Source organism: Ancylobacter sp. Lp-2, assembly GCF_020523795.1.
Taxonomy (GTDB): Bacteria; Pseudomonadota; Alphaproteobacteria; order Rhizobiales; family Xanthobacteraceae; genus Ancylobacter.
The window spans coordinates 98,705-116,724 of the sequence record NZ_JAJALI010000004.1 but is presented as its reverse complement, the minus strand read 5'-3'; the positions used below and the strand labels follow the sequence as shown (position 1 = coordinate 116,724).

Below are 18,020 nucleotides of genomic sequence, written 5' to 3'. Positions count from 1 at the left end.
GGACGGCGTCGGGGTATCAGGCTTCGGGCGTCACGCCTCCGGCGCGCGGCCGGAGAGCAGCCGGGCGACCCAGCGGGCGGAAGTGGTGTGGGCGCAGAAGGTGAGCGCCGCGATGGTCAGCGGTACGCCGATGAAGGCGCCGGCGAGGCCCCAGAGGAAAGCGAAGAAGAACACCGCCAGCAGCACCAGGAAGGGCGACATGGCGAGCGCCTTGCCGGCGATGCGCGGCTCGACATAGGAACCGAGGATGAACTGGATGACGTTCATGCCGGCGAACACCGCCACCGCCATCTGCCAGCTCTCGAACTGCGCGACGGCGAACAAAGTGGGCAGCAGCGTCGCCACCAGCGGGCCGATGAACGGAATGTAGTTGAGCGCGAAGGCGATCACGCCCCAGGCGAAGGCGAGGTCGAGCCCGGCGAAGGCGGCGAAGGCCCAGACCGCGAAGCCGGTGGCGACGCTCATCGCCGTGCGCACCGCCATGTAGCGGCGGAACTTCCCGGCGATGTCGGCGGCGGCGGCGAGCAGGATGCGGCCGGGCTCGCCCGCCTCGCCGGCGGCGAGCTTGCGCCGGACGACATCGACCTCCAGCAGGCCGAGCAGCACGAAGATGAAGGTGACGACGGCGAAGCCGACCATGCCGTTGAGCCGCGCCGCCACGCCCTGGAAGAAGCGGATCAGCCAGGAGACGTTGAAGGTCTCCATGAAGGTGCCGGCGGCGTAGAGGCCGTGGCCGTCCAGCCATTCGGCGCCGGAGAGGTAGAGGGTCTGGAAGCGGTTGGCGTTGGCGATCAGCCACTGCGCCGCCCGGCCGAAGCCCCACACCGTCATCGAGGTCAAGGCGAGGATGACGACGAGGCTCACCGCCAGGCTGATGAACAGCGCCGCGAGCTGCGGCAGCCGCGTCGCGAGCGCCTTCTGCAGCGGCCAGACCAGCGCGATGAAGAACAGCGCGAAGGCGACCGGCGCGACGATGGAGGCGGCGAGATAGGCCGCGGCACATAGAAGGATCCCGGCGATGATGCCGAGAAGGATGAGAATACCGCGCCCGTTCATGTCCCACTCGCCAAAAGCTGTCCCATGCCGGATAAAGCCTCGCCCGGCCGGCGACAAGGGCGTTGCGATTCCGGCGTCACGGCCCTTCCGCTGCGTCGAATTGCGGAAAAATCAGCCTATTGTGATTGCATGATTATTTGTAATAATGTGCTGGACAATAGGAACATTAGAATTGCCGGCCAGAGGGAGTGGTAAGGTGCTGAAGCTCGGCTACAAGGCCTCCGCGGAGCAGTTCGACGCGCGCCAGCTCGTCGATTTCTCGGTGCTCGCGGAACGGAAGGGATTCGATTCCGTCTTCATCAGCGACCATTTCCAGCCCTGGCGCCACACCGGCGGCCATGCGCCGGCCGCCATCGCCTTTCTCGGCGCGCTCGGCTCGGCGACCTCGCGGATCGCGATGGGTACCAGCGTGCTCACCCCGACCTTCCGGCACCATCCCTCGATGGTGGCGCAGGCCTTTGGCACGCTCGGCCAGCTGTTTCCCGGCCGGGTGATTCTCGGCGTCGGCTCCGGCGAGGGGCTCAACGAGGTGCCGGCCACCGGCGCGCCCTGGCCGGAGCTGAAGGAGCGCTTCGCCCGGCTGCGCGAGGCGGTGCGCCTCATCCGCACGCTGTGGACCGAGGACCGGGTGAGCTTCGAGGGCGAGTTCTACCGCACCGAGAACGCGACGATCTACGACAAGCCGGCCGAGCCGGTGCCGATCTACATCGCCGGTGCCGGGCCGCAGGTGGCGAAGTTCGCCGGCCGGGTGGGCGACGGCTTCATCTGCACCTCCGGCAAGAAGTGGGAACTCTACACCGAGACGCTGCTGCCCAACGTCGCGGCCGGGCTGGAGGCCTCCGACGCGCCGGGCCGGCCCTATGAGCGGCTGATCGAGATGAAGGTCTCGTTCGACACCGACCGGGCGCGGGCCATGGCCGATACGCGGCACTGGGCGGCGCTGGCGCTCTCCCCGGAGGAGAAGCACTCGGTGGAGGATCCGCTGGAGATGGAGAAGCTCGCCGACGCGCTGCCGATCGAGCGAGCGGCGTCGCGCTGGATCGTCTCCACCGATCCGGACGAGCATGTCGAGAAGATCGCCGGCTATGTGGCTCTCGGCTTCGACCATCTGGTGTTCCACGCGCCGGGCGAGGATCAGAAGCGCTTCCTCGAACTCTATGCCGAGCAGGTGCTGCCGCGCCTGCGCGCCCGCTTCGGCTGAACCATGACCTCGACGGCCCCGTACCTCGACATTCGCGCGCTGCCGGACTTCCCGATGGTGGAGGCCGGCGACGACCTCGCCGGGCTGGTGCTCGACGGAGTGGCGCGGCTGGGGCTGGCGCTGGCGCCGCACGACGTGGTGGTGCTGGCGCAGAAGGTGGTGTCGAAGGCCGAGGGGCGGCTGGTCCGCCTCGCCGACGTGGTGCCGTCCGAGCGGGCGGTGGCGCTGGCCGGCGAGGTGCGCAAGGACCCGCGCCTCGTCGAGCTGATCCTCACCGAATCCGTGCGGGTGGTGCGGGCCCGGCCGGACGTGCTGATCGTCGAGCACCGGCTGGGGCTGACCATGGCCAATGCCGGCATTGACCAGTCCAATGTGCGCCATGCGGATGGCGAGGCGGCGCTGCTGCTGCCGCTCGACCCCGATGCCAGCGCGGCGCGGCTGCGCGAGGAGATCGCGCGGCGCAGCGGCGTGGCGCCGGGGATCGTGATCAATGACAGCTTCGGTCGGCCGTGGCGGCGCGGCACCACCGGTATCGCCATCGGCGCCGCCGGCCTGCCCGCCATAATCGACCGGCGCGGCGAGACGGATCTGTTCGGCCGCACGCTGCGCGCCACTATGATCGCCTATGCCGACGAGATCGCGGCCTCCGCCTCGCTGGTGATGGGGCAATCCACCGAGGCGACGCCGGTGGTGCTCCTGCGCGGGCTGGCATGGACGGCGCCCGACAACCCGGCGGCGACGCTGATCCGTGCGCCGGAGGAGGACCTGTTCCGGTGACCGTCGGGCGGGGAGCCGGCGGCATCTGGGCGGTGGTGCCGGTGAAGCCGTTCGGCCTCGCCAAACAGAGGCTGGCGCCGGCACTGGGCGCCGAGGCGCGGGCCCGGCTGGCGCGGGCGATGCTGGAGGACGTGCTGGCGGCGCTGCGACAGGCACGGCAACATTCCGACGCACTGGCGGGAACGCTGATCGTCTCGGCCGAACCGGCGACCGAAGAACTCGCCCGCGCATTCGGCGCCGAACGGCTCGCCGAAGCCGAGGCCATCGGGCTCAACGCGGCGCTGGAGCGGGCGGCGCAACACCTCATGGGGCGCGGCGCCGCCGGCCTGCTGGTGCTGCCGGGCGACCTGCCCGGCCTGTCCGGGTCGGAAGTGGTGCGGCTGATCGGCGCCCATCCCGCCGGTCGCGCCGTCAGCCTCGTCGCCGCCCATGACGGGCAGGGCACCAATGCGCTGCTGGCGACGCCGCCGGATGCCATCGGTTTTTCTTTTGGGCCCGGCAGCCTCGCCGCGCATCGGGCAGCGGCGCGGGCGGCCGGCATGGCCGCGTTCGTGCATGAAGCCGGCGCGCTGCCGGGGATCGGCTTCGACGTCGACGCGCCGGACGACCTCGCCCGGCTCGGCGGCCTGTCGGGTCCCTCGCATACGCGCGCGGCGCTGGCCGCCGGTGCCTCGCCGCCCGGCGGGGCATAGACGGGATTGGGGCCATGGCGAATATCGTTCTCGTGCATGGATCGTTTCATGGCGCCTGGTGCTGGCAGAAACTGCTGCCGCTGCTGGAGGCGCGCGGCCACGCCGTGCTGGCGCCCGATTTGCCGGCGAGCGGCGGCGACGACGCCCCGCCGGCGACCGCCGATCTCGACAGCTATGTGACGCGCATCTGCTGGGCGATCGACCAGATGCCGGACGATGTGCTGCTGATCGGCCACTCCATGGGCGGCATCGTCAGCGCGCAGGCGAGCGAGCGCCGCGCCCATCGGCTGGCGGGTTGCGTCTACATCAACGGACTGCTGCTTACCGATGGGGCGAGCCTGGTCAGCTTTCTCGACGCGCATGCCGATCTCGGCGTCGAGGACCTGGTGCTGAAGAACATGCAGGTGGCGGCGGACGGGCTGACCGCCACCTTCCCGGCCGAGGCGGCGCCCGAGGTGTTCTACAATAGCTGCGCGCCGGAGGACGCCGCCTGGGCGGCCGGGCGGCTCACGCCGCAGCGGATGAAGGTCTATACCGACCGGCTGGAACTGAGCGCGGCGGGCTTCGGCCGGGTGCGGCGCTTCTATGTCGAGGGTACGGCCGACAAGGCGGTGTCGCTCGCTTATCAGCGCGCCATGACCGCCGAGACGCCCTGCGAGGAAGTGTTCACCCTCGAGGGCGACCACTCGCCCTTCCTCTCGGCGCCGGCGGCGCTCGCCGGGATCATCGACGAGGTTGTCGCGCGGACGGGCGCCTAGGCGCGCGCGGCGCACATTCTGGCGGCAAAGGGTGCCTCCCGGCCGCTTTTTTAAGCAGATGTTTAGCGGCGAGAGGGGGGTCCACGGCCCTGTCGGCTAGAGTGTCTATACACCAGCACACTTTGGCACAGAACTTGGATTGTTCATCGGCATAGCCAGTGGAGTGCCGGATGTCGTCCATCGCCTTTGAGTCGGTCTTCAAGCGTTACGGGGAGGTTGATGCCGTAAAGGAACTCAACCTCGCCTGCGGCGCCGGCGAGATGCTCGCCTTGCTGGGGCCTTCGGGCTGCGGCAAGTCGACGACGCTGAAGATGGCGGCGGGCATCGAGAGCGTGTCCTCCGGCGAGATCTGGTTCGGCGACAAGCCGGTGTCGCGCCTCGCGCCGGGCGAGCGCAACATCGCCATGGTGTTCGAGGATTACGCGCTCTACCCGAACATGACGGTGTGGGAGAATGTCGGCTTCCCGCTGAAGGTGCGCGGCATCACCGGCCAGCCGGCCTCCGCCCGCATCGGCGAGGTGCTGCAGCTGCTCGGCCTCAGGCAGATGGCCGACCAGCCGGTGCGCGGCCTGTCGGGCGGGGCGATGCAGCGCGTGTCCATCGGCCGGGCGCTGGTGCGCGACCCCGAAGTGATCCTGTTCGACGAGCCGCTGTCGCATCTCGACGCCGACCAGAAGGTGCAGCTGCGCGCCGAGATCAAGCGGCTGCAGAAGCTGCGGCAGGTGACCTCCATCCTCGTCACCCATGACCAGACCGAGGCCATCGCCATGGCCGACCGGGTGGCGGTGATGAATCACGGCGTTTTGCAGCAGGTGGGGGCGCCGCAGGACCTCTATGAGCGCCCGGCCAATCTGTTCGTCGCTAATTTCATCGGCGAGCCGCCGATGAACCTGATGAAGGCGGCCTATGCCGCCAACCGCATCGTCGGCGAGGGCTGGGAGGTGACGCTGAGCACCGCGCGGCGGGTCAAGCTGCCCGACGGCGCCATCGTCGCCGGCATCCGTCCCGAGCATGTGACGCTGCTGCCGCCGGACGCGGCGGGGAGCGCGGCGGCGCGCGGCACCATCATCTATCGCGAGCCGCGCGGCGATGCCGACGTGCTCACCGTGGTGCTCGATGCCGGTACCGGCGCCGGCGGCAAGCTGGTGGCGGAGATCGCCGGGCCGTCGGACTGGCGGGCGGGCGACAAGGTGGCGGTCGGGCTCGATGTCGGCCGGCTGCTGGTCTTCGATGCCGCGAGCCAGAAGAACCTGGAGGTGGCGCCGTGAACGCTCCTGTGCGGATGTCCACCCATAACGGGCTGATCGCCCGCGGCATTTCCAAGAGCTTTTCCTCCAAGGGCCAGCCGCACAAGGTGCTGGCCGAGATCGGTATCGAGGTGAAGCCGGGCGAGCTGCTGGCGCTGACCGGCCCTTCCGGTGCTGGCAAGACCACCTTCTGCCGCATCCTCGCCGGGCTGGAGCGCCCGGACGCCGGAGCGGTCGAGCTCGGCGGACGCGCCATGGCCGAGGTGCCGGCCGGCCAGCGCGGGGTGGCGCTGATGTTCGAGAGCTACGCGCTCTATCCGCACCTCACCGTACGCGGCAACGCGCTGTCGCCCTTGCAGGCGCCGGGCGGCCGGCTCTCGCCCGCCGATGCCGACAAGCGCGTCGACGAGGTGCTGGAGCTCCTGGAGATCCGCCATTTGCATGAGCGGCTGCCCGGCGCGCTGTCCGGCGGGCAGAAGCAGCGCGTGGCGCTGGCCCGCCTGCTGGTGCAGTCGCCCTCGCTCTATTTGCTCGACGAGCCGATCTCGCATCTCGACGCCAAGCTGCGCCACAAGCTGCGCGGCGAGATCCGCCGCCGGCTCTCCGGCCTGCCGGTGCCGACCATCTGGTCGACGCCGGACGGCATGGAGGCGCTGTCGGTCGGCGACCGGGTGGCGGTGATCGACCATGGCCGCCTCGAACAGCTCGGCACGCCGGAGGAGATCTGGCTGCGTCCGGCGAGCACGCGGGTGGCCAAGCTGCTCGGCGACCCGCCGATGAACCTGATCGACGGCGAGCTGAGCCGCGAGAACGGTGCCGTCGTCTTCACCCGCCGGGCGCTCAAGGTGACGCTGACCGGCGCGCTGGCGCGGGCGGCGGAGCGCGCCAGCGGGGCAGGGGTGACGCTCGGCGTGCGCCCCGACGCCATCGGCTTCGCCGCGCCGGACGCGCCGGATGCGGTGCCGGCCGAGGTCTATTCCAACGAGCCGTTCGGCAAGCACGCGATCGTCACCATCGATCTCGGCAGCCTGCTCGCCAAGGTGAAGACCTCGATGGCGCAATCCGAGGCCCTCGGCGCGGATGGCGGCATCGGCCGGAGCGTCGGCCTCACATTTCCGGTCGAAGGGATGGTGCTCTTCGACGGGGCGACGGGCCGGGCGCTTTCCGGCGACTGACGACGAACCTGCATAAGCCGCTAACGGCAAAACAGAGGGAAAGAGCGACAATGCGTAAAATCTGGTGCTTCGCCGCCGCCTTGGCGGCAACCACGGCACTCACCGTGCCGATGGTGGTCTCCTCCGCCCAGCCCGTCCTGGCGCAGGATGCCGGCTTCTATGCGAAGGCGGGCGCGCCCTACAAGGGCACCACCATCCGCGTGCTCGACGAGATCACGCCGCTGCAGGAGACGCTGTCCAAGATCGTGCCGGACTTCGAGAAGGAGACCGGGATCAAGGTCGAGTGGGAGCTGCTCAACCATTTCGAGGTGATCAACAAGGGCCAGGCCGACATGCTGTCCGGCCGTGGCCACTACGACGCCATCATGCTGCACGGCGCCCAGCTCGGCCCGATGCTGTCGGCCGGCGTGATCATGCCGCTCGACAAGTTCGTCGCCGATCCCAAGCTGTCGGACCCCGGCCTCAACGCCGCCGACTTCATCCAGGCGCCGTACAAGACCACCGCCTTCAGCGACGGCAAGCAGTACGGCTTCATCAACTGGAACTACAACCACGTTTACTGGGCGCGCGCCGACCTGCTGAACAACCCGGAGGAGAAGGCGGCGTTCAAGGCCAAGTACGGCTATGAGCTCGCCCCGGCCAAGACCATCGAGCAGATGCGCGACATCGCCGAGTTCTTCACCCGCAAGAAGGGTTCGACGCTGGCCGGCCAGCCGCTGACCAGCGATTTCTACGGCATCGTTCTCGAAGGCATCAAGGGCGGCTCTACCTTCTCGAACCTGTGGGTGAACTTCATCGAGAACTATGGCGGCGACCTGCTCGACAAGGACGGCAAGCCGACCTTCGACAGCCCGCAGACCGTCGCCGCGCTGAAGATGTGGCGCGAGCTGTGGACCTTCGCCCCGCCCGGCATCGCCGAATATTCGCTGGTCGACGTTCCCACCGTGATGGGCAACGGCATCGCCGCCCAGTCGCTGGCCTGGTCGGACTTCGTGCTCGGCATCGACAAGCCCGGCGTGTCGCCCTACGCCGGCAAGTTCGTCTATGCCCCGATCCCGGCCAAGGCCGGCAACGAGGCGCACCGCCATGCCGACGCCGAGCCGTCGGTCACCGTGATCAGCGCCGCCTCGAAGAACCCCGAGCCGACCTTCCTGTTCCTGCAGTGGCTGGCCGACAAGAAGCAGCAGGACAAGCTGATCGAGATCGGCCAGGGCGGCGTGCCGATCCGCGAGAGCTCGTGGGCGGCGCCGGCGATCACCGGCAGCACCAACCCGACGCTGTTCGCGGCGATGAAGTCCTCGCTCGATGTCGCCACCGCACGGCCGAAGATGGAGAAGTACCCGGAGATGTTCGATGCCATGAGCGGCATCGCGCAGCAGGTCGGCCTCGGCAAGATGACCCCCGAGCAGGGCGCCAAGGAAGGCCAGGCCATCCTGGTGAAGCTCTGCGGCGGCAAGTCCTGCACGCTGTGATCTCGTGCGCGCCGGGAGCCCCGTGCTTCCGGCGCCCCGCTACGGCCGGCGCCCCCAACCGATCAGCCGGCCGCCTGCCGGGACGCGTGCCCCCGCGTCCCGGCCCTTCTTCCCGACAGGCATGACCACGCAGAAAGACGGACAGGCAGGATGGCGAGCGCAAGCGAGACGATGACGGCGGCCGGCCCACAGGGCGCGGGGATGCGCGAGCGCGCCTGGTACCCCTACCTGCTGATCGCGCCCTCGATGATCACCCTGGTGGTGGTGTCGCTGGCGCCGTTCATCTACGCCATCTACCTGAGCTTCCACGAGGCGAAGTTCGGCCGGGTGCGCGACTTCGTCGGCTTCGACAACTACATGACGCTGCTCACCGATGAGCGGTTCTGGAACTCCATCGGCGTCGCCACCACCTTCGTGTTCATCGCGGTGCCGATCGAGTTCATGCTGGGCCTGATCGGCGCGCTGGTGCTGAACCAGAATGTGCGCGGGCGCTCCATCCTCATCCCGCTTTTGTTCATGCCGACCATGATGGCGCCGATCGTCGTCGGCCTTCTGTGGAAGATCATGCTCGCCGGCTCGTGGGGGTTCTTTTCCTACAACGTGCTGGAGCGCTTCAACATTCTCGGCGAGACCTCGATCTTCGCCTCGCCCGACCTCGCGCTCTACGCGCTGATCTTCGTCGACATCTGGCAGTGGACGCCGTTCATGATGCTGGCCTTCTTCGCCGGCCTGCAGGCGCTGCCGCTCGGCCCCTACCGCGCCGCCGCGGTGGATGGGGCCAACCCGGTGCAGATGTTCTTCCACATCACCCTGCCGATGATGACGCCGCTGCTGGCGGTGATCGGCCTCCTGCGCTTCATCGACGCCTTCAAGGTGTTCGACACCATCTACATCCTCACCAATGGCGGGCCGGGCATCTCGACCGAGACCCCCTCGATCCTCGCCAACAAGATGACCTTCGAGTTCTGGAACATCGGCGAGGCCTCGGCGCTGGCGGTGCTGGTGTGGATCGCCTTCTTCGCCTTCTGCTCGATTTTCTACCAGGTCGCCAAGAAGCGCCTGAACGCGTTCTGAGGGGAGTTTCACCATGGCCGACGCCGCAAGCCGCCCCGAAGGATCGCGCGGTCTGTTCTGGACCACACTGGTCATCGTCTACGCCGCCATCATGCTGTTCCCGATCTTCTGGATGGCGTCGATGATGGTGAAGCCGAACGACGCCATGTTCGCCCGCCCGACGCAGTGGCTGTTCGTGCCGACGCTCGACCACTTCTCCTATGTGATCGAGCAGGGCTTCCACTGGAGCCTGCTCACCTCCTTCGTGCTGTGCACGGTGTCGACGGCGCTCGTCGTGATCATCGGCACGCCGGCCGCCTACGCGTTCGCGCGCTTCGAGATGAAGGGCAAGGACGATTTGTTCCTGTTCATCCTCGGCTCGCGCATGGCGCCGCCGGTGTGCCTCGTCATCCCGTTCTACCTGATCTACGCCAGGGTCGGGCTGCTCGACAGCTTCCTCGGGCTGACGCTCGCCTACATGACCTTCAACCTGTCCTTCTACGTGTGGGTGCTGCGCTCCTTCTGCCGCGACCTGCCGGTGGAGCTGGAGGAGGCGGCGGCGCTGGAGGGCTGGTCGAAGGTGCAGATCTTCCGCCGGGTGGTGTTCCCGCTGCTGCGCAACGGGATCGTCGCCACCAGCGTGCTGTGCTTCATCTTCGCGTGGAACGAGTTCCTGTTCGCCTTCATGCTCGGCGGCAAGGCGGTGACGACGCTGCCGGTCTCCATTCCCAAACTCATCACCAGCCAGGGCGTGCGCTGGGGCGAGATGGCGGTCGTCGGCATGACCGCGCTCATCCCCGTCCTCGCCGTGGTGTTCGTGCTGCAACGTCACATCGTGCGCGGGCTGACGCTCGGCGCCGTCAAGGGCTGAGGAAAAAAAACGATGGCGGAGCATCATCTGCCGGCACAGCCGGGAACCGTGAACTGGGGCAAGTGGGACGCCACCCTGCCGCCGGCGCTGACCATCAAATCGGGCGACCGGGTGGTGGTCGACACGCTGTCCGGCGAGCCGGAGGACCTGCCCGACTTCGCCGCTACCGGCTTCACCCCGGTGCCGGGGCACGCCGAGGTGATGGCGAGCATCCATCGCGGGCCGGGGCCGCATCTGCTCACCGGGCCGATCTTCGTCGAGGGCGCCGAGCCGGGCGACGTGCTGGAGGTGCGGCTGCTGGACATCAAGTTCCGCGCGGACTGGGGCTGGAACATCCAGTTGCCGTTCCTCGGCACGCTGCCGGAGGATTTCCCCGAGCTGCGGCGCCTGCACATCCCGCTCGACCGGGCCCGCAACATCGCCACCCTGCCATGGGGGCAGGAACTGCCGCTGGAGCCGTTCTTCGGCAATTTCGGCGTGGCGCCGAAGCCGGAATGGGGCCGGCTGTCCTCCACCGAGCCGCGGGTGTTCGGCGGCAACATGGACAACAAGGAATTGGGGGTGGGCACCACCACCTATTTCCCGGTCTTCGCGCCCGGCGCGCTGTTCTCGGCCGGTGACGGCCATGGGCGGCAGGGCGACGGCGAGGTGTGCATCACCGCCATCGAGACCGCGCTCACCGGCACCTTCGAGTTCCACGTCCGCAAGGACATGAAGCTCACCACGCCGCGCGCGGAAAAGGCCGACGAGTGGATCACCATGGGTTTCGATCCCGATCTCGACGACGCGGTGAAGGAAGCGCTGCGCGACATGATCGTGCTGATCTCCGAGCATTCCGGGCTGTCGGCGCAGGACGCCTACACGCTGTGCTCGCTCTGCGCCGATCTGCGCGTCACCCAGACGGTGGACGGCAACAAGGGCATCCATTGCGTGCTGCCCAAGAAATTCCTTCCCGCGCGCCGCTGAGGAGCCGACCGATGAAGAAGACGCGCTTCGGCATCTTCATGCCGCCGTGGAACTCGCCGCCGACACAGAACATCACCACCTCGCTCCAGCGCAACATGGAGACGATCCAGTGGATCGACGCGCTCGGCTATGAGGAGGCGTGGGTCGGCGAGCACCATTCCGCCGGCAGCGAGATCATCGCCGACCCGATGGTGTTCCTCGCCCATGTCGGGGCGCTGACCAAGACCATCAAGCTCGGCACCGGCATCGTGCCGCTGCCCTATCACAACCCCTACCATGTCGCCGACCGCATGATCCTGATGGATCACCTGCTGCGCGGGCGCTTCATGGCCGGCTTCGGGCCGGGCGGCCTGCCGAGCGACGCCTCGATGTTCGGGCTCGACCCGCGCCAGCTGCGCCCGGCGCTCGACCACGATCTCGGCGTGCTGATGAAACTGCTCACCACCATGGAGCCGGTGAGCGCCGAGACCGACCGCTACAAGCTGGTCGATGCCTTCTGCCAGGTGGCGCCCTATTCCGATCCGATGTTCGACGTCTGCGTCGCCGCCACCCGCTCGGAGGCGGGGCCGCGCATCGCCGGCAAGCACGGGCTGGGCCTGCTCTCCACCGGCGTGATCTCGCCGAAGGAGGGCATGCCCGCCCCGCCGCTGCACTGGGATGTGTATGCCGAGGAGGCGATCAAGCACGGCCATGTGCCGGACCCGTCGCGCTGGCGGCTGGTGGTCAATGTGCATGTCGCCGAGACCCGCGAGCAGGCGGTCGCCGACATGCGGCACGGCTTCGACGCCTTCTGCGAGTACACCCAGAAGACCATCGCCATGCCCTCGATCACCGCGGTGGGCGATACGTTCGAGGAACGCATCGCCTGGATGAACGAGACCGGCATCGGCGTCATCGGCACGCCGGACGACGCGGTCGCGTTCCTCAAGCGCCTCGCCGGGCGCGCCGGAGAGTTCGGCTGCTTCCTGATGCTGGCGCATGACTGGGCCAATCGCGAGGCGACGCTGCGCCATTACGAGCTGTTCGCCCGCCACGTCATCCCGCACTTCCAGCCGACCCGCGAGCGGCTGCTGATCGCGGAAGGGCGCTCGCGCGCCAGCCACGCCGCCGATCTCGTCAAGAATGCCGCCGCCATCAATGCCTGGCTGCCGCCGGGCGAGCAGCTGCCGGCGAACTGAGGAACCGTGCCGATGACCGATACCGCAATCACGGCCTACAAGGACCCGAAGATGCCGCCGCCGGTCGACCTGCCGGAGGGGCCGGAATGGGTGGGCGTGCTCAAGGTGTTCGACGCCCATGCCGCCGAGACGCTGGTGACCGCCGCGCACACGCTCTACCCGCACCAGACGCTGCCGGAGCGGGTCTATCGCCGCACGGTTTTCGCCTTCGACGCGCTGGCGGCCAAGCTGCCGGCGGTGGCGCAGGGTTTCGCCGAATTCGTCGATCTGGTCGACGGCGCCATGCCGGTGCCGTTCCGCGATCTGTCCGAGAGCTACCGCGTCAACACGCTGAAGGCCATCGAGGCGACGCCGGCCTTCCGGCTGGTGCAACGCTCCACGGTGCGCTTCCTCTATGACGACCTCGAGGTGTGGCAGGCCTTCGGCTACGAGGGCGCCGCCGTGCAACTCGGCGGCTACATCAATCGCGGCTTCAACGATCTCGACTGGCTGCCCGAACCGCCTCCCGGCATCTGACGGCTCACCGCACACAGGTACGCATGATGACACAGTATGAGCTCGATGATTCCGGCGTGGTGGTGATCGTCGGTTCCGGCGCCGGCGGCGGCACGCTGGCGCACGAATTGACCAAGCGCGGCATCAAGGTGGTGCTGCTGGAGGCCGGCAAGCACCTCACCCCGGACGATTTCGTCAATGACGAATGGGGCGGCTACGAGATGCTGTCCTGGCTCGACAAGCGCACCGCCTCCGGCACCTGGCGCGCCGCCAAGGACCATCCGCTGTCGCCGAGCTGGAGCTGCCAGGTGGTGGGCGGCACCACCAGCCATTGGTCGGCCTGCTGCTACCGCTTCATCGAGGACGAGTTCCGCGCCAAGACCCTCTATGGCGAGCTTCCCGGCACCAGCCTGATCGACTGGCCGTTCACCGTCGCCGACATCGAGCCCTATTACGAGCTCGCCGAGGCGAAGATGGGGGTGACGCGCACCAACGGCCTGCCCGGCCTGCCGGCCAACAACAATTTCAAGGTGATGTATGCCGGCGCCAAGGCGCTGGGGCTCAACGTCTCCACCGGCCGGCACGCCATCAACTCCATCCCCTATGACGGCCGCCCGGCCACCATCCAGGACGGCTTCACCATCACCGGCGACAAGACCGGCTCGCGCTGGTCGACGCTGAATGTCGAGATCCCGCGCGCGCTGGCCACCGGCAAGCTGGAGTTGCGCCCACAATCGCGCGTGACCTTCATCGAGCATGACGATGCCGGCAAGGCGTCCGCCGTCGTTTATGTCGACGCCGCCGGTGTGACGCATCGCCAGAAGGCGCGCGCGGTGGTGGTGGCGGGCAATTGCGTGGAGAGCTCGCGGCTGCTGCTGCACTCGAAGAGCGCGCGCTTCCCCGACGGCCTCGCCAATGGTTGGGGCCATGTCGGCCGGCACTATCTGCGCCACATCATCCAGACCGTGTGGTCGATCTTCGACAAGCCGGTGCACATGCACCGGGGCGAGATCATGGCCGGCATGATCGACGACTTTGTACGCCACGACCCCGCGCGCGGCTTCGCCGCCGGCTACTATATCGAGATGAACTCGATGGGCCTGCCGACCACCGCCGCCTTCCTGGAGCCCGGCTGGTGGGGCCGCGACTTCGTCTCGGTGATCGAGCAATACCGCAACATGGCGGGCATCTTCATGTCCGGCGAGGACATGCCGCAGCCCGGCAACCGCATCACGCTGACCGACGAGCTCGACGCCTTCGGCGTGCCCGTCGCCAACATCCATTATGACGACCACCCCAACGATCTGAAGCTGCGCTCGCACGGCTACAAGACGCTCTCCGCCATCCACGCGGCGGCGGGCGCGAAGCGCTCCATCGAGGCGCCGTCCTATCCGGCGAGCCACAATCTCGGCTCCAACCGCATGGCGGCCAAGGCCGAGGACGGCGTGCTGGACGCCAATGGCCGGGCGTGGGAGGTGCCGAACCTGTTCATCGCCGACGGCTCGACCTTCTCCACCGGCGGCGCCTGCAACCCGACGCTGACCATCGTGGCGCTGGCGATCCGCCAGGCGGATTTCATGGCGAAGCAGATGGCGGCCGGCGAGTTGTGAGGCGCCGGGCGGCGGCCCTGCGGCCGGCGACAATGTAATGAGACCCACGGCCCCGGCACGCAGCCGGGGCCGTTTGCATGAGGCGCGACGTGTCCGAGACCTTCACTGAGCCGACGCTGGATTACTGGCAGGAACTGACGGAGGCGGTGCCGCCGCGCTTCTCGGCGCCGCCGCCGCATCGCTTCGGCTATCCGGTGCGCCTCGCCGATGGCCGCGTGCTGGTGCTGCCGCTGCGCGCGCTGCCGGACGGCGCGCACGCCGTGGCCTCGCTGATCGCCAACCAGGCGTCGCATGCGGTGGTGCAGGCGCTGGCGGACGCGATGGCGGAGGCCGCGCGCGACCTCGACGCGGAGGTGGTGGCGGGCCTGCCGACGCTCGGCCTTGCCTTCGCGGCGCTGGTGGCGGAGCGGCTGGGGCGGGCGCGCTATGTGCCGCTCGGCTATTCCCGGAAGTTCTGGTACCGCGACGAGCTCTCCGAGCCGGTGTCCTCCATCACCACGCCGGAGGCCGGGAAAAGGCTGCGGCTCGATCCCAACCTGTTGCCGCTGGTCGAGGGCCGGCGGGTGCTGCTGGTGGACGACGCCATTTCCTCCGGCGCCACGGCGGTGGCAGCCTGCCGGCTGCTCGCTCGCGCCGGGGCGGAGATCGCCGGCATGGCGGTGGCGATGAAGCAGACCAATCGCTGGGTCGAGGCGGTGGCGGCCGTGCTGCCGGCGGAACGGGTGAGGGCGGCCTATGGCTGCCCGCTCTTCGCGCGCGGGGAGGACGGCTGGTGGCCGGTGGAGGGCACGCTGCCGGCGGTGCCGTAGCGCATTCTGCTTCGGCCAAGTCACGGCGGTGCCGCTGATTCCACCTCTCCCCGTGGGGAAGAGGTCGCCGCGTCGCGGCGGGTGAGGGGGAGCGACATCGGGAAGCGAAGAAGACCCCTCTTCCCCTCGGGGAGAGGGAGCTTCCCGAACCGGGAAGGTCCGAAAACGGCTTGCTGACGGAAGACGGGAGCTGGCCGCTCACGCCGCCGCGCTCGTTCCCGCCTTCGCCGCCTCGATGGCCTCCCACACACGGAACGGGGTGAGCGGCATGTCGAGCTCGGTGATGCCGAGCGGGCTCAGCGCGTCGATCACCGCGTTCATGAAGGCCGGCGGGGCGCCGATGGCGCCGGCCTCGCCCGCGCCCTTGATGCCGAGCGGGTTGGTGGTGCAGGGCACGTTCTGCGTGGAGACGTCGAAGAACGGCACGTCCTCGGCGCGCGGAATGCCGTAATCCATGAAGGAGCCGGACAGCAGCTGGCCGGTGTCGGGATCGTAGACCACGCGCTCCAGCATCGCCTGGCCGAGCCCCTGCGCGATGCCGCCATGCACCTGGCCGGACAGCACCAGCGGGTTGAGGGTGCGGCCGAAATCGTCGACCACCGTATAGCGCTCGACCTTGATCGAGCCGGTGTCGGGATCAACAGTCACCTCGCAGATATGCGCGCCATTGGGGAAAGTGCCGATCATCTGCTCGAAATCGCCGACGCCGGTGAGGCCACCGGCCTTCGCCGCCACCTCCAGAAGGCCAACATGGCGGTTGGTGCCGGGCACGTGGAAGGCGCCGTCCTCGAATTCCACCTCGCGCATGTCGCTGTCGAGCAGCTTCGCCGCCTGCTCATGCGCCTTGCCGATGAGGTCGCCATTGGCGAGGCGCAGCGCGCCGCCGCCATGCACCATGGAGCGCGAGGCCACCGTGCCGCCGGCCGAGGGCAGCGGCTGGTCGGTGTCGCCGGTCTTCACGGTGATGCGCTCGACATCGAGGCCCAGCGCCTCGGCGGTCATCTGCACATAGGTGGTCTCGTGGCCCTGGCCGGTGGACTGGGTGCCGACATGCACGGTCACCGCGCCTTCGGGTGAGATCTCGACGACAGCGCCTTCCTTGCCGGGCACGCCGGTGCGCTCGATGTAATAGCCGAGGCCGATGCCGCGCATCAGCCCGTCGGCCTGCGCCCGGCGGGCGGGGAAGCCGGCCCAGTCGGCGGCCCGCATGCCGGTCTTCATCACCGCGGCGAAGTCGCCGGAATCATAGGTGACTCCGGCGCCGGTGGTGTGCGGCATCTCCTCGGCGGCGATCATGTTGAGCTCGCGCAGCACTTCCGGGGCGAGACCCAGTTCGCGCGCGGCCTTGTCGACGATGCGCTCGATGAGATAGGCGGCTTCCGGCCGGCCGGCGCCGCGATAGGCGTCCATCGGCGCGGTGTTGGTGTAGGCGATGCGCACATCGGTGGCGACGACGGGGATGCGGTAGACGCCCGGCGCCATGGGCGGGCCGGACAGCGTCGGGCAGTAGACGCCGAAGGCCGACAGCGCGCCGCCGCAGGGCGCCATGGTCTCCACCAGCAGCGCGGTGAAGCGGTTGTCGGCGTCGAGGCCGAGCCGGGCGCGCGAGAGATTGTCGCGGCCCTGCGTGTCGGAGAGGAAGGCCTCGGTGCGGCTCGACTGCCAGCGTACGGGACGGCCGAGCTTGCGCGCGGCGTAGAGCACCAGGCCCTGCTCGGGATAGGGGATCGCCTTCATGCCGAAGCCGCCGCCGACATCCGGGGTGATGACGCGCAGCTTGGTCGCCGGCTCGCCGAATAGCTGCTCGAACAGCCAGCCGCGGATCATGTGGCTGCCCTGCGAGCCGGTGACGAGGGTGAAGCTGTCCGCTTCCGCATCATAGAGACCGATGGCGTTGCGCGGCTCCATCGAGGCGACGACGATGCGGTTGTTGACCACTTCCAGCTCGACGACGCGGTGCGAGGCTGCGAGCGCCGCTTCGGTGGCGGCGACGTCGCCATGCGCCCAGTGCAGCGCGATATTGCCGGGCGCCTCGGGGTGAAGCTGCGGCGCGTCAGCGGCGAAGGCGGCCACGGGATCGACCACCGCCGGCAGGTCCTCGATGTCGAGCAGCACCGCCTCGGCGGCTTCCAGCGCCTCGATGGCGGTCTCCGCCACCACGAAGGCGACCGGCTGGCCGAGATAGGTGACCTTGCCCTGCGCCAGCGGGTGATAGGGCGGGGTCGGCATGCGTCCACCCTCGACATTGTCGAGCACGATGACGGCGGGCAGCGTGCCGATCTTGTCGGCGGCGAGATCCGCGCCGGTATAGACGGCGAGTACGCCGGGCATCTCGCGCGCCGCCTCGGCGTCGACGCCGTTGAGGATGCCGTGGGCGACCGGGGCGCGCACCACGAAGCCATAGGCCTCGCCGTCATAATGGATGTCGTCGGTGTAGCGGCCGGTGCCGGTGATGAAGCGCTGGTCCTCGACGCGCCGGAACGGCTGGCCCACACCGAATTTCATCGCGCTGATCCCCTTCTGTCGCGTCGATCCAGCTTAGAACGCCTCTGCGCTCTTGCCAATGATACTGTTTGTGCAAAGATCAGCACATCTCGTGTGATAATCTCGATAATCGAATAGGATAGTGCACCGAGAAGGGTGCGTGCGTCAGGGGATTG

The 18,020-nt window shown here is 68.6% G+C and carries 16 protein-coding genes; 14 read left to right on the top strand and 2 right to left on the bottom strand.

Annotated elements, in window-relative coordinates; translation table 11 throughout:
- Window positions 1–30 precede the first annotated feature (30 nt).
- Window positions 31–1,056: an AI-2E family transporter gene (locus LGR54_RS11940; protein WP_230362191.1), complete on the bottom strand. Its 1,026-nt coding sequence runs from the start codon at window positions 1,054–1,056 to the stop codon at window positions 31–33.
- A gap of 196 nt (window positions 1,057–1,252) precedes the next feature.
- Between LGR54_RS11940 and fgd the strand changes: the two genes are divergently transcribed.
- From fgd to LGR54_RS11870, 14 genes are all read left to right on the top strand, one after another.
- Complete coding sequence (gene fgd / locus LGR54_RS11935; protein WP_230362190.1) at window positions 1,253–2,257, top strand: glucose-6-phosphate dehydrogenase (coenzyme-F420); 1,005 nt, start codon at window positions 1,253–1,255, stop codon at window positions 2,255–2,257.
- 3 nt (window positions 2,258–2,260) lie between these two features.
- Entirely contained in the window at window positions 2,261–3,034 is a 774-nt protein-coding gene (gene cofE / locus LGR54_RS11930; protein WP_230362189.1) for a coenzyme F420-0:L-glutamate ligase, read from the top strand.
- Entirely contained in the window at window positions 3,031–3,726 is a 696-nt protein-coding gene (gene cofC / locus LGR54_RS11925) for a 2-phospho-L-lactate guanylyltransferase (protein WP_230362188.1), read from the top strand. Before cofE ends, cofC begins: the two co-directional genes overlap by 4 nt.
- Window positions 3,727–3,740: 14 nt before the next feature.
- Complete coding sequence (locus LGR54_RS11920) at window positions 3,741–4,484, top strand: alpha/beta fold hydrolase (RefSeq protein ID WP_230362187.1); 744 nt, start codon at window positions 3,741–3,743, stop codon at window positions 4,482–4,484.
- Between the two features lie 170 nt (window positions 4,485–4,654).
- Window positions 4,655–5,752 carry an ABC transporter ATP-binding protein gene (locus tag LGR54_RS11915; RefSeq protein ID WP_230362186.1) on the top strand — a complete coding sequence of 366 codons (1,098 nt, stop codon included), beginning with the start codon at window positions 4,655–4,657 and terminating at the stop codon, window positions 5,750–5,752.
- Window positions 5,749–6,906 carry an ABC transporter ATP-binding protein gene (locus LGR54_RS11910; protein WP_230362185.1) on the top strand — a complete coding sequence of 386 codons (1,158 nt, stop codon included), beginning with the start codon at window positions 5,749–5,751 and terminating at the stop codon, window positions 6,904–6,906. Before LGR54_RS11915 ends, LGR54_RS11910 begins: the two co-directional genes overlap by 4 nt.
- Before the next feature lie 50 nt (window positions 6,907–6,956).
- A complete protein-coding gene (locus tag LGR54_RS11905; protein WP_230362184.1) occupies window positions 6,957–8,378 on the top strand; it encodes an extracellular solute-binding protein in 1,422 nt (473 codons plus the stop codon).
- A gap of 150 nt (window positions 8,379–8,528) precedes the next feature.
- Window positions 8,529–9,452 (top strand): carbohydrate ABC transporter permease, encoded by a 924-nt coding sequence (locus tag LGR54_RS11900; protein WP_230362183.1) that lies wholly within the window; start codon window positions 8,529–8,531, stop codon window positions 9,450–9,452.
- Window positions 9,453–9,465: 13 nt separating this feature from the next.
- The gene (locus tag LGR54_RS11895) at window positions 9,466–10,302 is read left to right on the top strand and encodes a carbohydrate ABC transporter permease (protein ID WP_230362182.1); all 837 of its coding nucleotides are present in this window, start codon (window positions 9,466–9,468) and stop codon (window positions 10,300–10,302) included.
- Window positions 10,303–10,314: 12 nt separating this feature from the next.
- Window positions 10,315–11,268, top strand: coding sequence for an acetamidase/formamidase family protein (locus LGR54_RS11890; RefSeq protein ID WP_230362181.1), 954 nt, complete (start codon window positions 10,315–10,317; stop codon window positions 11,266–11,268).
- 11 nt (window positions 11,269–11,279) lie between these two features.
- The gene (locus LGR54_RS11885) at window positions 11,280–12,446 is read left to right on the top strand and encodes an LLM class flavin-dependent oxidoreductase (protein WP_230362180.1); all 1,167 of its coding nucleotides are present in this window, start codon (window positions 11,280–11,282) and stop codon (window positions 12,444–12,446) included.
- A gap of 12 nt (window positions 12,447–12,458) precedes the next feature.
- Window positions 12,459–12,962, top strand: coding sequence for a hypothetical protein (locus LGR54_RS11880; RefSeq protein ID WP_230362179.1), 504 nt, complete (start codon window positions 12,459–12,461; stop codon window positions 12,960–12,962).
- Between the two features lie 26 nt (window positions 12,963–12,988).
- Window positions 12,989–14,551, top strand: a complete 1,563-nt coding sequence (locus tag LGR54_RS11875) for a GMC family oxidoreductase (protein ID WP_230362490.1) — start codon at window positions 12,989–12,991, stop codon at window positions 14,549–14,551.
- An 89-nt stretch (window positions 14,552–14,640) separates the two neighbouring features.
- The gene (locus LGR54_RS11870; protein WP_230362178.1) at window positions 14,641–15,360 is read left to right on the top strand and encodes a phosphoribosyltransferase; all 720 of its coding nucleotides are present in this window, start codon (window positions 14,641–14,643) and stop codon (window positions 15,358–15,360) included.
- A 198-nt stretch (window positions 15,361–15,558) separates the two neighbouring features.
- Here the strand turns inward: LGR54_RS11870 and LGR54_RS11865 are convergent, their stop codons facing one another.
- Window positions 15,559–17,865: a xanthine dehydrogenase family protein molybdopterin-binding subunit gene (locus LGR54_RS11865; protein ID WP_230362177.1), complete on the bottom strand. Its 2,307-nt coding sequence runs from the start codon at window positions 17,863–17,865 to the stop codon at window positions 15,559–15,561.
- Window positions 17,866–18,020: the final 155 nt, after the last annotated feature.

Excerpts from the sequence above, each read along its gene's own strand:
- LGR54_RS11940 (WP_230362191.1), bottom strand. The coding sequence starts at position 1,056 with ATGAACGGGCGCGGTATTCTCATCCTTCTCGGCATCATCGCCGGGATC.
- cofE (WP_230362189.1), top strand. The coding sequence starts at position 2,261 with ATGACCTCGACGGCCCCGTACCTCGACATTCGCGCGCTGCCGGACTTC.
- LGR54_RS11920 (WP_230362187.1), top strand. The coding sequence starts at position 3,741 with ATGGCGAATATCGTTCTCGTGCATGGATCGTTTCATGGCGCCTGGTGC.
- LGR54_RS11915 (WP_230362186.1), top strand. The coding sequence starts at position 4,655 with ATGTCGTCCATCGCCTTTGAGTCGGTCTTCAAGCGTTACGGGGAGGTT.
- LGR54_RS11905 (WP_230362184.1), top strand. The coding sequence starts at position 6,957 with ATGCGTAAAATCTGGTGCTTCGCCGCCGCCTTGGCGGCAACCACGGCA.
- LGR54_RS11900 (WP_230362183.1), top strand. The coding sequence starts at position 8,529 with ATGGCGAGCGCAAGCGAGACGATGACGGCGGCCGGCCCACAGGGCGCG.
- LGR54_RS11895 (WP_230362182.1), top strand. The coding sequence starts at position 9,466 with ATGGCCGACGCCGCAAGCCGCCCCGAAGGATCGCGCGGTCTGTTCTGG.
- LGR54_RS11890 (WP_230362181.1), top strand. The coding sequence starts at position 10,315 with ATGGCGGAGCATCATCTGCCGGCACAGCCGGGAACCGTGAACTGGGGC.
- LGR54_RS11885 (WP_230362180.1), top strand. The coding sequence starts at position 11,280 with ATGAAGAAGACGCGCTTCGGCATCTTCATGCCGCCGTGGAACTCGCCG.
- LGR54_RS11880 (WP_230362179.1), top strand. The coding sequence starts at position 12,459 with ATGACCGATACCGCAATCACGGCCTACAAGGACCCGAAGATGCCGCCG.
- LGR54_RS11875 (WP_230362490.1), top strand. The coding sequence starts at position 12,989 with ATGACACAGTATGAGCTCGATGATTCCGGCGTGGTGGTGATCGTCGGT.
- LGR54_RS11865 (WP_230362177.1), bottom strand. The coding sequence starts at position 17,865 with ATGAAATTCGGTGTGGGCCAGCCGTTCCGGCGCGTCGAGGACCAGCGC.